Below are 14,287 nucleotides of genomic sequence, written 5' to 3' on the forward strand. Positions count from 1 at the left end.
TCCATATTCACAATCTTCAACGATTTCCCAGTCTTGCGGCAGGTCAAAGGTGACGTTGTACAGCGAAACGGTACGCCAGGTACCCCCGGATCTTCGGTTGGTTCCGTTGGCTCAGGTGTCGGAGTTGGCTTGGCAGTTGGTGGTCCGGCATGCTCCGGTGCCGGCGCCCAACTCGGCGGACCTGCATGGCCCGGTGGGCCGACATGATCCGGACGTCCTGCATGATCAGGTGGTGCTGCGATGGCAACTGCACTGCTGGTAAGCAGAAGCCTCGCTGCCAGTACTGCGCCACCCTTGGATAGCGACTTGAGAATGGGTTTCATTGTGGGGTCCTCTCTCCCGTCCACAATGATGAAACTGACCCGACCTTTAATCAAGAGTCCGGATATAAAGATACTGCCTCGGTTTGGTATCACTAATGCCTCGGTACGCCCCCCAAAGAAACCTTGCGCCATGAGACTTGCGTCACATTCACCGCTCAGGGCATACTGTGACGGTAATCACCACAATGCCATTGATACGTGGCGGGAGAGTCCCGCCCTCAGCAAGGGCGGGCGCCGTAGGAGCAATTTCCTCCCCGGGAAACTCTCAGGCCCCCGTACCGCCACGAGAAGGCAACTCTGGAAAGCAGCGCAGAATGAACTGCGCTCACCGAAGGAGCAAGCTTCGCCCAGTAGTCGGGTTGAAGCGAAAACTCTCAGGTTCATATACAGATTGGGGAGGGACCACGAACAGTGACGTTTTGTGCGCATTAGATTCGACGGCTCTCTCCAGTGGCATAGGCAGTAGCTGCTCTTAGCGCAGCGAGCTGACGTTGCCTTCCCGGAGCCGGCGAATCTGGCGTCTTGAGCAAAGCAAGTTGCTAGGCGTCACGCCACACTCCTGGAAGGCAACCAGCATGAGTACCACCAGTTCTGATCCCACACTTAAACGCGGACTATCAAACCGACACATCCAGCTCATCGCCATTGGCGGTGCCATCGGCACCGGCCTGTTCATGGGTTCGGGTAAAACGATCTCCGTCGCCGGCCCGTCAGTCATCTTTGTCTACATCATCATCGGCTTCATGCTCTTCTTCGTCATGCGGGCGATGGGCGAGCTACTGCTGAGCAACCTCAATTACAAGACTTTCGCCGACTTCGCAGGAGACCTGCTGGGCCCCTGGGCGGCGTTCTTCACCGGCTGGACCTATTGGTTCTGCTGGGTGGTCACCGGCATTGCCGACGTCGTGGCCATCGCCCACTACGTTGCTTACTGGTGGGGTGAGCTACCACTATGGATTCCCGCTCTGGGCTGCATCGCGCTACTACTCGTGCTGAATCTGGCCACCGTGAAAGCCTTCGGCGAAACCGAATTCTGGTTCGCGCTGATCAAGATCATCGCCATCGGCGCACTGATCATTATTGGGCTAGTCATGATCATCACCGGGTTCCAACACAATGGTGCCACCGCATCGGTGAGTAATCTGTGGGCCAATGGCGGAATGTTCCCTACGGGCTTCATGGGCTTTGTCGCAGGGTTCCAAATCGCCGTATTTGCCTTTGTGGGCATCGAATTAGTGGGTACAACTGCCGCCGAAACAAAGGATCCTGAGAAGACCCTGCCCAAGGCCATCAACTCCATCCCGATCCGCATTCTGTTCTTCTACGTCGGCGCCTTGATCATCTTGATGACTGTCCAACCATGGAAGCTGTTCTCCCCGGAAAACTCGCCATTTGTCGGGATGTTCACCCTAGCCGGGCTGGCTGGGGCGGCCGGCATCATCAACTTTGTGGTGCTCACTTCCGCGACCTCCAGCGCCAATTCCGGCATCTACTCCACTTCCCGCATGCTGCGCGGCCTAGCCCTAGAAAACGATGCTCCAAAGAGCTTTGCCGAGCTTTCGCACCGCAAAGTTCCCAAGAACGCCCTGATGTTCTCGTGCATGTTCCTGCTGGCCGGGGTTGTCCTGCTCTACAGTGGCGATTCGGTGATGGGAGCCTTCACGTTGGTTACTACCGTTTCGGCCTTGTGCTTCATGTTTGTATGGACGATCATTCTGCTCAGTTACCTGGTGTTCCGCGCCCGCCGCCCTCACCTGCACGATGCGTCGGCCTACAAGGTTCCCGGTGGTCGAGTGATGCCGTACATAGTTCTGGGCTTCTTCGGATTTATTCTGTGGGCCTTGACCACTCAGCCAGATACTCTTGTTGCCCTACTGGTCACACCCATCTGGTTCCTGCTACTGGGTATTGGCTACCTCGTGATCCGCCGCCACCCGAGGCACCAAGCGCTACGTATGGCGCACGTGGGCAAGGTGGCCCACGAACGCTATGAAGCCGCGGCCTACCGAGATGCTCAGGCGTTTGGCCATCGCGATATTCCAGCCACGGATAAGGTTCTGGAGCAAAAGGCGCATAAGTAGCCCAAGGTACCTCAGCGCGACAGCCGGCTGCCCCGGACCTTAGGCCTAGGGTCCGGGGCAGCCTGCGTATTCACTGTGGACGCTGTACCTCGGGACTAATTACTGCGATGATGAAATTTGGCGGCCTCTGGCCAGCACCATGGGATGACCCTCCGCCTTCAGGAGATACACCATGACTGTCCTTCGACAGATTCCATTTCATGAATCACCAACAGCATTAAATCTGAAGCAGCGTTTAGCCGCTCTTGATGATTGGATAGCAGACGAGGATTCATTCAGAGCTTCCTACCGATTTGAATCCAGCAGCACCGCATTAGAATTCATTACCCTCGTGGGCTTGCTCGCTGAGAAGGTGGACCTGCACCCGCTGGTGGATTGGCGTGCTGATGTTGTCACGCTTCGTTTGGCCCATGAATTGAATACCGAAATTACCGAGCAGGATCTTTCACTGGCCCGCCGCATTTCCACGGACGCGCACCGACTGAGCTGCGTGGTGCTCAATCTGAATCAAGAAACCACTGCCCAACCCAAGGGCAAACCGGAAGTACTACGCGGCGGTCTTTCGGCGACTCGCTAATACTCCGATCACGATGCTCTGCACTGCGCCAACCCCGGCGCCCAGTGCGGTCATCGCGATCCGGTCAATCAGTAAGCTAGAAGCCGGTTCCGGGCTGACCATGTGAACCATCAATAGCGCGGTGACGGTCATGAAGATCATGCCAACGGCGTAGTTGCGCAAGATGACCAGCTCAATGCAGATCTGACCAATAATCGCCACCAGCAAGATGACCCAGATGGGCGGCTGGAAGGCAAAAACCGCGGCGGCCAGCAGTACACCAACGCAGGTTCCGACACTACGCTGTAGCCCTCTGGCCACCCGCGCATAGGTATCAATTCCAGTTACGGCTGCGATGGCACCAAGGCTGGCCCAGTACCAGTGCCCACCACCAACCAGCTGAGCGACGATGCCTGCCAGTAGCACGCCGGATCCCATCTGGAGTGATTCGGGCAGGGCGCGTGCCGATGGGGCCCAAGAGATCCCTCGACCCAACGTGTGGAACAGGTGCGCCCGACGCAGCGACAGACCAAGCATGAACAGCAGACTGAAGATCATCGTTCCGCCACCAACGAGCAGCACACCGATGAACGAGTTAGTTGTAGCGGGAACGGTGATGCAAGCGCCACCTGCGAAGACCGCAAAGACAGGTCCTGGTGGCATCCATCGGGCTGCGTGAGAAACATAGTGCGCGCCAAAACCAATCAGCGCCAGCACGACGACGCAGATGAAAAATGGCGCGTGGATGTACGAGAAATAGGTTCCGAGCAGCATGGCAGCCAGCTGCACCAGACCTACGGAAAGCTGCTGCCAAAAACGTGGCGCGTAGGAATCGTAACGTCCAAAGACCGAACAGAAAGCACCAAAGGCGGCATACATTGCCCAGTCCAGGTGGCCGGTGATGGTGACCAACACCAGCGGGACGGTCAGTGCCAGCGCTGCCTTAGCGGCCGGGATCACCGAGGGTTTAGGTGGCGCGACAACAACACTGCGTGCGAGGACTTCTTTGACATGTTGTTTCATTAGCGTGCCTCGCCATCTTTGGTGGCTACTTGCTGAAGCAATGAGCGCAGGGTTGCTTGTTGCTTGGCGTCAAGCGCACCAAAGACGTCAGCTTCGCTACGTTGCGCCACGGCGGTGGCCCGTGCGGTGAACTTCTTGCCGGCGTTCGTCAGTGTGACGATGTTGCGCCGGCGGTCCGCCGGGTCAACACTGCGCTCTAAGATCTTTCGTTCGGCCAGCTCGTCCAAGTAGGCCACTAGGTGCCCGCGGTTCAGGTTTGAATGCTTGGCCAAGTCATTTTGCGACATTGGCCCGAACTCGGCGAGCGCGCAAACGATCATGAAGTGGTTGCGTGTCAGTGATTCTGATTCCATGAGCTCGGTGAGTTCTTGGGTGCCTATACGTCCAGCCCGCGAGGTCAGGTAGCTCAGGGAGTTCCATTGGAACTGAGGAATCAGAAAGTCGTTCATCCCTTCAAAATATCATTTCAACCCGAAACTATTTCCGTTTGAGCCGATAATCGAATGAACGTCACATCCGCATGACGGCAACAGCAACGCTGAGGGATGAGCGCAAGGTAAAAACCCTGATGTGCAAAGAAATCTGAAAGTTAAACAGCTAGACCCCCTTGATCTCAAGAATATGAGGGGGGTCTGCGCCATTAACTATATTCCTGCTTCACCCAGAATTTCAACGTTTCGTTGACTCACAAGAAAACCTCCGCGAAAGCACCTCTCGATTCCTGGACTCTACGGTTGCCAGACTCAGCAAGGGCAACAACGTGCCAGCAATGGTGGCAACCTCGGATCAGTGGTTTCATTCATGCCTAATGACAACTTTTGGGAAGAATTTTCCGCCCCACACAAGGGCAACCAAACACGCGGGCATCACGATGCGGTTAGGCTTGTAAGGCAGTCAATCCACCCTTATTCAGGAACGAATTATGACCTTTGCTCCAGACATCGAAGCCTCACTTAAGACCGTCGTGAACCTCCTGAACACCGAGGTGCAAATAATCGACATGCTCTCCACCGTGGCTGATCTGGATGAGTTCCTTGACTCTGAAAATTTTGAAGGCTCCCGCGCTCACAACCAGGCCGAACTTCGTTCCATTCGTCAGCTGCGTTCCCAGCTCAAGAGCATCTGGACTGGAGATGAGGAAGAAGCAGTATTTAGGGTCAATCAGATCCTTCGTAACGCCAACGCCCAGCCACAGTTGATCAAGAGTGAAAACCTCGGATATCACCTGCACGCCACAACCACCAGCACTCCGCTCTACGACCGGTTGGCAGTGGACGCAGCCATGTCACTTGCTGAGGTCATTCGTGCTGGCGGTTTAGATCGACTGCGAATCTGCGCTTCTTCCGATTGCCACAACGCCCTGCTAGATCTGTCACGAAACCGCTCAAAGATCTATTGCGATATCGGCAATTGTGCCAACCGTGAGCATGTTCGCGCCTATCGTGCGCGCAAGGCAGCAAAACACTCGTAGTCACTGTCCGAGTGGTTGATCCGCATCATCCAGTGAATGTAACCCGTACTTGTGCGCCAAGACATGTACCGTCTCACTAATGCGCCGGCGGTACTCAACCGGTGCATTAGAAGAGCGCCCATACAGCTTCTCAAATTGCGGGCCTAGTTCAGGGCGATGCGTGCGCACCCACGCTTGAATCGATTCGAGAGCGCCCGGTCGAAGATGCATCACCCCGTGCATGACAGCCTTGGCACCGGAGCTGGCAATCAGTTCCATAGCGCGCTCTAAGTGTTCCGCTGAATCCGAGAGAAACGGAATGATGGGCATCAAGAAGACGGTGACGTCGAATCCCGCGTTGGTCAGTAACCTGACCGTCTCTAGTCGGGCTTCGGCCTTTGGTGCGCCGGGTTCCATCAGCTCGCGCAGGCTTTCATCAAAGATCGCAATAGACATGCTGATACTAATATCTACGCGCTCCCGTGCCGCCTTGAGTAGAGGGATGTCCCGCCGAATCAAGCTGCCCTTGGTCAGGATGGAAAACGGAGTATCGTGTGCCGCTAGCGTTTGGATGATGCCCGGCATGAGTTGATAGCGTCCTTCAGCACGCTGGTACGGATCAGTGTTTGATCCCAGCGCAACCAGTTCACGCTTCCACGTACGTTTTCTTCTCAGTTCCTGGTCCAGCGCTTGAACAATATTTGTTTTCACGATGATTTGTTGGTCAAAATCTGGCCCGCTATTGAGCCCCAGGTATTCGTGGGTGCTGCGGGCAAAACAATAACGGCAGCCCATCGTGCATCCTCGGTAAGGATTGATGGTCCAGCGAAACGGCATTCGCGAGGTTTCTGGCACTTTAGTCAGTGCTGATTTGGATTCGACTTCATGAAATTCGATTCCTGCGAACTCCGGCGTACGAACCGTGCGGGTGACTCCCGAGAGTTTTAGTACGGCAGCTCCAGTGATGACGTCTCGTTCAACGGCGTCTTTCTGAGCATCCCAGCGCATTGGTTTTGGTTCAATATTTCCGGCTGGTTTTGCCATTGGTCCTTCTCACTCCTGGACGGTGACGCCAAGTTCAGGATCAGATCCCAAGCTCGGCTCAACAGTTTCCGATACCTGACTACCGGATCACCTTTCCGGTCAAGACGGTCAGATAATTCTATACCTCGTTCCGATATACCACGAATCGAGGTATGATGTTCACGTGATTGAGTTGATGATTCTGGGATTCTTGTCTGAAGGCCGTCTCCACGGCTATGAGCTTCGACGTCGAATGGAAGAGCTCGGTGGGCACGCCCGCAAGATCAGTGACGGCACCCTTTATCCAGCCATCACCCGACTTGCCAAAGCTGGGTACGTGACTAAAGAAAGCGAACCCGGAGTAGCGGGCGCTCAGCGGCAAACCTTAGGCCTCACCGAGGCTGGGCACGTTCGCCTTCTGGCAATTCTGCGGGACGCTTCCGGACTAGCCATCACCGACCTGACACATTTTTTCACCGTCCTCACTTTCCTTTCTGTCTTACCTGATGCCGAAGAAAGAAACGCAGTGCTTCAGCGACGCTTGGACTTTCTCGAAGCACCAGCCAGCTTCTACTCAAATGAGGGAGTTCGCGTGAAGATTGCAGACATGACGGATCCATACCGGAGAGGTGCTCAGCGCAGCGCCCGCGCCTTGCGCAATGAAGAACGCAAGTGGATTCGCGAGCTTCTCAATGACAACGAAGGAAAATGATCCAAATGACCATGCGTGCAGTCGTCTTATCTCAGCCCGGACCAGTGTCCAACTTACAGCTTCAATCCCTACCCATTCCAGAACCAACCGAGGGCTGGATTCGCATCCGCGTTCGCGCGGCGGGAATGAACCGGTCAGAACTTCACACCCGGCTTGGGTTGGCCGGCGACTCAGTGCAGATGCCTCGAGTCCTAGGCATTGAAGCGGTTGGCACAGTGGACCTTGATCCCAGCGGCACGTTTACCACCGAAACTCAGGTGGCCACCATGATGGGTGGCATGGGACGCACCTTTGACGGCGGTTACGCCGAATACACCTGCGTTCCAGTCAACCAGGTGATTCCATTTACCTCCGAGTTGCCATGGGAAGTTCTTGGCGCAGTACCGGAGATGCTTCAAACTTCCTACGGAACGTTGAGTGTAGGTCTGGATGCCCAGCCTGGACAAAGCATCCTCATTCGGGGCGGAACATCCTCAATTGGCATGACCATTGCAGTGCTGGCTAAGTTGATGAACATGACCGTCATTTCAACCACCCGAGACAAAACCAAGGGCGATAGGTTGCGTGAGCTTGGAGTGGACCACATCATCATTGATGATGGAAACGTTGCGGAGCAAGTACGGGAAATCTATCCGGAAGGAGTTGATGCGGCCGTTGAGCTTGTCGGCACCCCGACACTTCGCGATACGCTCTTGGCAACACGGATGCACGGGACCGTTTGTTTCACCGGCATGCTTTCTAACCAGTGGACAGTGAAGGACTTCTACCCCATCGACTACCTGCCTCGCGGTGTGCGACTCTCCGCCTATTCTGGTGAATCGAGGGATCTTCCAGCCACCGTACTGCAACGCTTCTTGGATCAGGTTGCCGCTGGTTCCGCCACCGTTCCACTAGACCGGACTTTTGAGCTCAGCGAAGTTCAGGATGCCCATGCCCTAATGGAATCAGATAAGGCTTGCGGCAAACTCGTACTCTTACCCTGAGTACCTGACTTCTTCAGTCATTGGAGAGCTCTTGGTTCTGCGCGTTGTCGGCCATGCCCATTTGACCTTCGGATTCGTTCTCGACAAGGTCCTGCGCCAGCGAACGAATCGTGTCTGCCACGATTTTCTTGTGGCCAGCCACTGATTTTTTCCCCAAGATCACTTGGTGAACGTTGGGTGTGGCCAGCAGAGAATTGCACAGCGACACTACAACAAACAGCAGGTTCTGCGCGTCCTCTAAGTTGCTGATACCCAGAGCATTGCGAATCTCTTGAACTTTGGATTCAGCTCGCACCGAGCGTTCTTTGGCGCCAGCTGCACTGCCATGTTCAAGACCTTCCCAATGAGCAAGCCGTGCCATTTTTGAGTTCTTTGAGGAGAAGTCAAAGTATTTTTCAGCGAATGCCACGATACTTTCGATGCCCTGACCCACCACCGTGACGGCGTCAAGGGCCGTGGACAATTCGTGCACCAAGGCCGCCTCAAAGAGTCCCTCTTTGTTGCCAAAGTAGAAGTAAATCCGCTCTGGGTTGCATCCCGATTTATTTGAAATCTCTCGAATTCGGGCGCCAGCAAACCCACGGTCTGCAAATTCTCCAACCGCAGCGGTGAGCAATTTTTGACGAGTCGCTTCCGTATCCCAGCTCATGAGCCAATCGTATCTCCAAACAGTTGTTTGGTAATTATTCCGCCGGACACGTAAACTGACTTCACACATATAGTTGGAGATTCATGACCCCCACGAGCAACGAGCTAGCGACCGACGAGACTTATGCAGATTTGCTGACTCCACCAAAACTCCCCTCCGTACACACCAGAGCGGCGTTAACATGGCTAGCCATTTTCCCGATGGTGTCTGCGGGAATGTTGGTGTTGGCGTGGCTTGCTCCCCCGTGGCATCCAGTTCTTCGCTCCCTGGTGCTGACGATGATTGTCGTTCCGCTGACCGTTTACATCACCGTCCCAGCGTTGCTCAAAGCGCACCACAAGACGGTGAACCGCACCTGGCGCAAGCCTCGTCCTGTGATCACTGAGGTAGACAGTGCCCTGCCTACCGAAGGCGCCTAAGCAACCACATCCAGCGACGCACCTGCGGCCCAATTTGCGCTTGTGTACGGTGATCACCGGTTTTGACTCGGTGATTCCTCGCCTTTAACCCGATCAGCACCCTATGATGAACACACCACCAGTACACCGGAGTTGTAGTAGCTGAAAGGACAGGTCATGTCACAAGGAACGCACGCATCAGATGACTACGAGGCACGTCTGGAAGCCGGTCACAGCAATCCGTTGATGGCCGCTGGTCGCTGGGTAGTGGCACTGGCTTCAGCAAGTTTTGGCGACGGTGAATTCGAAGCCAATGAGCCACAGGTCGTTGTGCACTCACGTGTGGATGATTCGGTACTGTTGCGCATGACCACTTCCAGTTTGGAAGAGGCCGAACGCCTGATCGTGCAGATTCGCGAAGACTTAGAAAATCTCAGCCCGGAGGAATTCCGTAATGAGTGGGAATCCGCAGGCGACCAAGAACGCTAGCCGTGAGCGAGCACTAACCGAGGTTAGCGCTCGCTGAGGTTAATGCTCAACAAGGATCCCGTCGATGTCTGCGTGGACCATCGCACCTGGACGCACCTTCACGTCCCCAATGGTGATCACTTCATCTACCGCACCATGTGAACGTTTGACCGTCTTGCGTGGGTTGCTACCAAGCGCCTTGATGCCCAGCTCAAGCTCCGCCAGCGCTGCGCGGTCGCGCACCGCGCCGTGGATAATGACGCCAGCCCAGCCATTAAGCTCCGCACTGGCGGCAATCATGTCGCCCATCAGTGCAAAGCGCAGGGATCCCCCACCATCAACGACCAGGACTGCACCCTCACCGGGGAAGCTCAAGAGCTCCTTGATCAGCCCGTTGTCTTCAAAGCACTTCACTGTGCGCGCTGGACCGTTAAACGATAGGCGTCCGCCGAAGTCTTGGAATTGCACACTAACGGACTGTAAAGCCTCACCATGCTGGTCATAGAGGTCTGCAGTGCTAATCGGTTCCTGCTGCATTCGGGCTCCTTAGAATCTGCGAAGGTGTTCCACAACACAGCATATCGGTGCCCCACGTACCAGCCAGTACAAGTTAGTTGTTACAGATCCAGTTCTGCTTGGTAGGCCTTAGCGTTCAGTGCGCCTAGGCGTGAATGGCGTCGGCCGTAACCAACGTAGATCCCGATGCCCACAAGCATCCAAATCCCAAAGACAACCCAGGTAATTCCGGCCAAGTTGAACATCAAGAACAGGCAGGCTGCGATGCCCAGAATGGGGGTGACTGGGTAGAGCGGAACACGGAAAGTACGTGGGGTATCTGGCTGAGTTTTACGCAGGTACATCACCGAGACACCAACCAGCGCAAAGGCAAAGAGCGTACCGATGCTGGTTGCTTCGGCCAGCTGACCCAAGGGGATCAGTGCGGCGGCAATTGCCACCACCAATCCAGTAACCCAGGTACCAACTACCGGTGTGTGGGTCTTGGGTGAAACCTTGGCGAAGAACTTTGGCACCAGCCCATCGCGCCCCATGGAGAGCAAGATACGCGTCTGTCCGTACAGGGTGGTGAGCACTACCGAGATAATCGCGATGACCGAAGCTAACGCAAAGGCCAGCACCAGCCACTTCTGTCCTGTGATCTCCGAAACGATCTGAACCAGCGCCGCTTCAGAAGTAGCGAACCAGTCCCACTGGCGGGCACCAATAGCGGCAACGGCTACCAGTACATAGATCGCGGTCACCAGCACCATGGCGATCATGATGGCCCGGGGCAGATCACGCTGCGGGCTTTTTGCTTCCTCGCCCGCGGTGGAGGCAGCATCAAAACCGATGTAAGAGAAGAACACCATGGAGGCTGCACCGGTGACTCCGGCAGCGCCCATCGGTAACAACGGAGCAAAGTTTCCCGCATCAAAAGCGGTAAAAGCAACAATGACAAAGAAGATCAGGATGGCGATTTTCGCCAACACCATCACGGTGTTTGCTAGCGCAGATTCACGCGCTCCACGTACCAGCAACAGGGTTGCAAGAACCACCACGATCAGCGCGGAGAGGTTGATAACCCCGCCTTCGCCCGGGCCGCCTGCCAAAGAATCAGGCAAGGACAGGCCAAAGATTTGCAGGGTCTGGTTGACATACGCGCCAGCGCCCACGGCAACGGCGGCCGCTGAAACTGCGTACTCCAAGACCAAGCACCAACCGCAGATCCATGCCACACCTTCACCCAAGGTGGCATAGGAGTACGAGTAGCTAGATCCGGAAACCGGAACCATGCCAGCCATCTCGGCATAGGACACTGCCGAAAGAAGCGCCGTGATGCCGGCAAGCACAAAGGCAATCCAGATCGCCGGACCAGCCACTGGAACGGCAGATCCAAGGATCACCAAGATGCCGGTTCCGAGGGTTGCACCAACGGAGATCATCACCAGCTGCAAGACGCCCAGTGAGCGCTTAAGCTGCCCGAGCCCTGCGTTGTTGGCTGCGTCGTTGCTCATCGCCTTGATGGATTTGCGTCGGCGCAACTGCTTGCCCAGAGGGGTGCTGCCTGATGGCTCGGTGGTGCTGGTGCTACTCACGGGGAATCCTTGAACGTGTTACGGCAAACGAGAACGCGCTGAGACTATCTATGGTGGACAGTCCCAGCGCGTGATGCGTGGTTAAGCTTTATTATCAGTCTTCAAACTTCTTGTCCGGGTTCGAGGAAGATCGGTTCACGCCGGTTCCCTTGCCCAAATCTGGATCATTCTCCTTGCCGGCCATGGTCATCACCGAGATGACCAGCAGGCAAGCGATAAAGGCGATGCCGAAGCATGCTAGGCCGATATCAAAGCGCAAAGGATTTTGTGATCCGCCGGTGGAGCTAACCAGGCCGACAACTCCTGCGATGAGCGCCATGACCAGCGAAAAGCTCAGTGGACCCTTGATTGACTGGCTCCACGGCTGCTTCTTCTTGTCGTTTCCCACCAAGAACTCCGTTTCTACTTTTCGTGCAGGCCTTAAGACTAGTTGCTTTCCGGCTCTGGTGTATCGCTTGCGTTCGCGGTTGCTGCCTTCATTTCGTGGCGATGCCCAAAGCCAGCAATCAGCTCGAAGACCGCCAGAATAATGGTGCCGCCACCAATCAGGCCGAAGAGCGCATGGGCGTCCATGCCCCCGGACAGGCTCAGTGCAATGGCCAAGATCACGCCTACTGCACCGGATACCAGCTGGTTTCTAAACGGCGGGAACTGCTCGCGCAGCTTCGTAAAGACATAAAGCTCGGCAATACCGGAGACTAGGAAAGCGAATGCAGCAATGTAGCTGATCCAGGCGACCGAATCAACAAAGATAGTCGCGATACCTGCCAACATCATCAACCCAGCACCCAGAACGTAAGGGCTACGCGACTTTGCAGGCGCGCTTTCCACCGCTACGTATTGCCACATCAATGCGGCGGTGACCACGAAGAACGCTGCAGTTACATAGGCCAGAGCATTCTGGTCCGCTCCGATCCAGAAGATGGAGAGCAGAGCGTAGATAACGGCAGTGACACCGCGCATAAGGACTGGGCGGAATACTTCTTGGGCTTGAACTGGGGTGGTTGTTGGTGCAGGCACAATTTCTATTCTACCGTTCATAGAACTAACTGCCAGCTGGACCGGGGTTCCTCACATCCTAGGGTGATGATGCTTCTCGCCGAGGGACATCAACAGTTTCAGTTTTCGCATCTTCAAAGCTGCGAATTACCTCCGCTACACGCCCAAGCGCATCCAGGCCGTTCCGCGGGCGCGCACCGCGAGGGTCACCCCGCGTGAGGCCATGAACCCTAGGGCAAAGGCCACCCAGATCCACCAAATTGCCCATGTTGGTTCGGGCGCCAAAGCCAGCACAGCCCACAGCATCGGAAGGTACACCACCAGGTTCACCACGGAAGCCAACCCCAAGTAGCGGGCATCGCCAGCGCCGATCAGTACCCCATCAAGTACAAACACCAGCCCGCACAACGGCTGCGACAAGGCCAGAGCCCACAATCCCACCGTAGTTAGCTGACGGATCTGCTCATCAGGAGTGAAGATCATCGGGAAGATCCATGAGGTGGCTAGCAGCAGAATGCCGGTGGCCGCTCCAAAGTAGATTCCCCAACGACTCATGATGCCGGTGAGTTTGCGGACGCGCTGTGCATCACCGCGGCCTAGTTCTTGGCCAATCATCGCCTGAGCAGCAATCGCCAAAGCATCAAGGGCAAAGGCGAGGAAACTGAAGATGGTAAAGACCAATTGGTGTGCGGCCAAGGTCTGCGTCCCCGAAGACGTCGCTACAAGAACCGTGAGCAGCAGGGCCGCACGCATGGTCAGATTACGCAGCATTAGCCAGGATCCAACTTGACCGGTGGAGATAAATCCTGCCCAGCTCGGCGCCAGCGAGATCCCTTGTTCACGGATCCGCGGTAGCAACATCCACAGGTAGACGGCCGCCATCAACCACTGGGCAATTGAAGTACCTAAGCCCGCACCGGCCACCGACATGTGGGCGCCATAAACCAAGGCGAAGTTCAACACGATATTCAGACCAAAGCCCACGGTGGCAACCACGAGTGGCGTTTTGGTGTCTTGCATTCCGCGCAATACACCGGTGGCAGCGAGCACCAACAGCATGGCGGTCAACCCCGGCAACGAGTAGTGGATGTAGTCCACCGCAAAGTCGGCAGTCACCCCATCTGAACCCATCAGCAGAACCAGCGGTCGGGCGCCGAAGTACCCGAGGACCGAAAGCAGCACACCAATGACAACCGCAAACCACATGCCGTCACGTCCGGCAGCCATGGCTTGGGCTGGTCGTCCGGCACCGATGGCACGTGCCACCGCCGGAGTGGTGGCATAAGCCAAGAAGATCATCAGTCCCACAGCGGTCTGCAACACCGTGGTGCCCAGGGCTGCGCCGGCCAACTCGTTCACTCCAAGGTGGCCAACGATGGCAGAGTCCGCCATCAAGAACAGTGGCTCAGCAATGAGCGCACCGAGGGCGGGCACTGCTAGGGCAAGGATCTGCCGCGAGATGTTCTTCGGGGAATCGATGGGGGTTGATGAGCTCACAGACTCCACTCTACGAAGCACCGCTAGCTTTC

General features: G+C 56.0%; 17 protein-coding genes and 2 riboswitches. Of the genes, 8 read left to right on the top strand and 9 right to left on the bottom strand.

Annotated features, from left to right (window positions below):
• Positions 1 to 49: 49 nt before the first annotated feature.
• The 3 genes from EYR88_RS09140 to EYR88_RS09150 all read left to right on the top strand — a co-directional run bounded on the left by EYR88_RS09140 (position 50) and on the right by EYR88_RS09150 (position 2,981).
• The gene (locus tag EYR88_RS09140; protein WP_131089330.1) at positions 50 to 262 is read left to right on the top strand and encodes a hypothetical protein; all 213 of its coding nucleotides are present in this window, start codon (positions 50 to 52) and stop codon (positions 260 to 262) included.
• A gap of 253 nt (positions 263 to 515) precedes the next feature.
• A riboswitch (glycine riboswitch) is annotated at positions 516 to 614 on the top strand.
• A riboswitch (glycine riboswitch) is annotated at positions 615 to 723 on the top strand.
• A 175-nt stretch (positions 724 to 898) separates the two neighbouring features.
• A complete protein-coding gene (gene cycA, locus EYR88_RS09145) occupies positions 899 to 2,404 on the top strand; it encodes a D-serine/D-alanine/glycine transporter (protein ID WP_131089331.1) in 1,506 nt (501 codons plus the stop codon).
• 172 nt (positions 2,405 to 2,576) lie between these two features.
• Positions 2,577 to 2,981 carry a 4a-hydroxytetrahydrobiopterin dehydratase gene (locus tag EYR88_RS09150; RefSeq protein ID WP_131089332.1) on the top strand — a complete coding sequence of 135 codons (405 nt, stop codon included), beginning with the start codon at positions 2,577 to 2,579 and terminating at the stop codon, positions 2,979 to 2,981.
• Here EYR88_RS09150 and EYR88_RS09155 read toward each other — a convergent pair.
• Both EYR88_RS09155 and EYR88_RS09160 read right to left on the bottom strand, forming a co-directional pair.
• Positions 2,952 to 3,983, bottom strand: a complete 1,032-nt coding sequence (locus EYR88_RS09155) for an FUSC family protein (protein ID WP_131089333.1) — start codon at positions 3,981 to 3,983, stop codon at positions 2,952 to 2,954. The genes EYR88_RS09150 and EYR88_RS09155 overlap by 30 nt on opposite strands.
• Complete coding sequence (locus tag EYR88_RS09160; RefSeq protein ID WP_131089334.1) at positions 3,983 to 4,432, bottom strand: MarR family transcriptional regulator; 450 nt, start codon at positions 4,430 to 4,432, stop codon at positions 3,983 to 3,985. The genes EYR88_RS09155 and EYR88_RS09160 overlap by 1 nt, the downstream gene beginning before the upstream one ends.
• Positions 4,433 to 4,905: 473 nt before the next feature.
• On the opposite strand from EYR88_RS09160, the gene EYR88_RS09165 reads away from it, so the two are divergent.
• Positions 4,906 to 5,454 (top strand): CGNR zinc finger domain-containing protein, encoded by a 549-nt coding sequence (locus tag EYR88_RS09165; RefSeq protein WP_131089335.1) that lies wholly within the window; start codon positions 4,906 to 4,908, stop codon positions 5,452 to 5,454.
• Here the strand turns inward: EYR88_RS09165 and EYR88_RS09170 are convergent, their stop codons facing one another.
• Entirely contained in the window at positions 5,455 to 6,477 is a 1,023-nt protein-coding gene (locus EYR88_RS09170; RefSeq protein WP_131089336.1) for an Rv2578c family radical SAM protein, read from the bottom strand. It abuts the gene before it with no gap.
• A gap of 163 nt (positions 6,478 to 6,640) precedes the next feature.
• Between EYR88_RS09170 and EYR88_RS09175 the strand changes: the two genes are divergently transcribed.
• Positions 6,641 to 7,168, top strand: a complete 528-nt coding sequence (locus EYR88_RS09175; RefSeq protein WP_131089337.1) for a PadR family transcriptional regulator — start codon at positions 6,641 to 6,643, stop codon at positions 7,166 to 7,168.
• A 5-nt stretch (positions 7,169 to 7,173) separates the two neighbouring features.
• Complete coding sequence (locus tag EYR88_RS09180; RefSeq protein WP_242632501.1) at positions 7,174 to 8,151, top strand: zinc-binding alcohol dehydrogenase family protein; 978 nt, start codon at positions 7,174 to 7,176, stop codon at positions 8,149 to 8,151.
• Between the two features lie 13 nt (positions 8,152 to 8,164).
• On the opposite strand, the gene EYR88_RS09185 is transcribed toward EYR88_RS09180, so the two are convergent.
• Positions 8,165 to 8,800 (bottom strand): TetR/AcrR family transcriptional regulator, encoded by a 636-nt coding sequence (locus tag EYR88_RS09185; RefSeq protein WP_165477305.1) that lies wholly within the window; start codon positions 8,798 to 8,800, stop codon positions 8,165 to 8,167.
• Positions 8,801 to 8,883: 83 nt separating this feature from the next.
• Between EYR88_RS09185 and EYR88_RS09190 the strand changes: the two genes are divergently transcribed.
• Positions 8,884 to 9,219 (top strand): hypothetical protein, encoded by a 336-nt coding sequence (locus EYR88_RS09190; RefSeq protein ID WP_207306481.1) that lies wholly within the window; start codon positions 8,884 to 8,886, stop codon positions 9,217 to 9,219.
• 156 nt (positions 9,220 to 9,375) lie between these two features.
• Positions 9,376 to 9,687, top strand: a complete 312-nt coding sequence (locus tag EYR88_RS09195) for a hypothetical protein (RefSeq protein WP_131089339.1) — start codon at positions 9,376 to 9,378, stop codon at positions 9,685 to 9,687.
• A gap of 39 nt (positions 9,688 to 9,726) precedes the next feature.
• Here the strand turns inward: EYR88_RS09195 and rraA are convergent, their stop codons facing one another.
• The 5 genes from rraA to EYR88_RS09220 all read right to left on the bottom strand — a co-directional run bounded on the left by rraA (position 9,727) and on the right by EYR88_RS09220 (position 14,255).
• Positions 9,727 to 10,203, bottom strand: a complete 477-nt coding sequence (gene rraA, locus EYR88_RS09200; RefSeq protein WP_131089340.1) for a ribonuclease E activity regulator RraA — start codon at positions 10,201 to 10,203, stop codon at positions 9,727 to 9,729.
• An 80-nt stretch (positions 10,204 to 10,283) separates the two neighbouring features.
• On the bottom strand, positions 10,284 to 11,678 hold the full coding sequence (locus tag EYR88_RS09205; protein ID WP_242632555.1) for an amino acid permease: 1,395 nt from the start codon (positions 11,676 to 11,678) through the stop codon (positions 10,284 to 10,286).
• Between the two features lie 175 nt (positions 11,679 to 11,853).
• Positions 11,854 to 12,147: a hypothetical protein gene (locus EYR88_RS09210; RefSeq protein WP_242632502.1), complete on the bottom strand. Its 294-nt coding sequence runs from the start codon at positions 12,145 to 12,147 to the stop codon at positions 11,854 to 11,856.
• A 38-nt stretch (positions 12,148 to 12,185) separates the two neighbouring features.
• Positions 12,186 to 12,779, bottom strand: coding sequence for a DUF308 domain-containing protein (locus EYR88_RS09215; protein WP_165477306.1), 594 nt, complete (start codon positions 12,777 to 12,779; stop codon positions 12,186 to 12,188).
• A 135-nt stretch (positions 12,780 to 12,914) separates the two neighbouring features.
• Positions 12,915 to 14,255, bottom strand: coding sequence for an MATE family efflux transporter (locus EYR88_RS09220; RefSeq protein ID WP_131089343.1), 1,341 nt, complete (start codon positions 14,253 to 14,255; stop codon positions 12,915 to 12,917).
• Positions 14,256 to 14,287 lie beyond the last annotated feature (32 nt).

It is taken from the genome of Arthrobacter sp. S41, from assembly GCF_004320535.1.
Classification (GTDB): Bacteria; Actinomycetota; Actinomycetes; order Actinomycetales; family Micrococcaceae; genus Glutamicibacter.

Bases quoted from the DNA above. Each gene is read 5' to 3' on its own strand.
- EYR88_RS09165 (WP_131089335.1), top strand. From the start codon at position 4,906: ATGACCTTTGCTCCAGACATCGAAGCCTCACTTAAGACCGTCGTGAAC.
- EYR88_RS09160 (WP_131089334.1), bottom strand. From the start codon at position 4,432: ATGAACGACTTTCTGATTCCTCAGTTCCAATGGAACTCCCTGAGCTAC.
- EYR88_RS09170 (WP_131089336.1), bottom strand. From the start codon at position 6,477: ATGGCAAAACCAGCCGGAAATATTGAACCAAAACCAATGCGCTGGGAT.
- cycA (WP_131089331.1), top strand. From the start codon at position 899: ATGAGTACCACCAGTTCTGATCCCACACTTAAACGCGGACTATCAAAC.
- EYR88_RS09190 (WP_207306481.1), top strand. From the start codon at position 8,884: ATGACCCCCACGAGCAACGAGCTAGCGACCGACGAGACTTATGCAGAT.
- EYR88_RS09185 (WP_165477305.1), bottom strand. From the start codon at position 8,800: ATGAGCTGGGATACGGAAGCGACTCGTCAAAAATTGCTCACCGCTGCG.
- EYR88_RS09205 (WP_242632555.1), bottom strand. From the start codon at position 11,678: ATGAGCAACGACGCAGCCAACAACGCAGGGCTCGGGCAGCTTAAGCGC.
- EYR88_RS09195 (WP_131089339.1), top strand. From the start codon at position 9,376: ATGTCACAAGGAACGCACGCATCAGATGACTACGAGGCACGTCTGGAA.
- rraA (WP_131089340.1), bottom strand. From the start codon at position 10,203: ATGCAGCAGGAACCGATTAGCACTGCAGACCTCTATGACCAGCATGGT.
- EYR88_RS09155 (WP_131089333.1), bottom strand. From the start codon at position 3,983: ATGAAACAACATGTCAAAGAAGTCCTCGCACGCAGTGTTGTTGTCGCG.
- EYR88_RS09150 (WP_131089332.1), top strand. From the start codon at position 2,577: ATGACTGTCCTTCGACAGATTCCATTTCATGAATCACCAACAGCATTA.
- EYR88_RS09180 (WP_242632501.1), top strand. From the start codon at position 7,174: ATGACCATGCGTGCAGTCGTCTTATCTCAGCCCGGACCAGTGTCCAAC.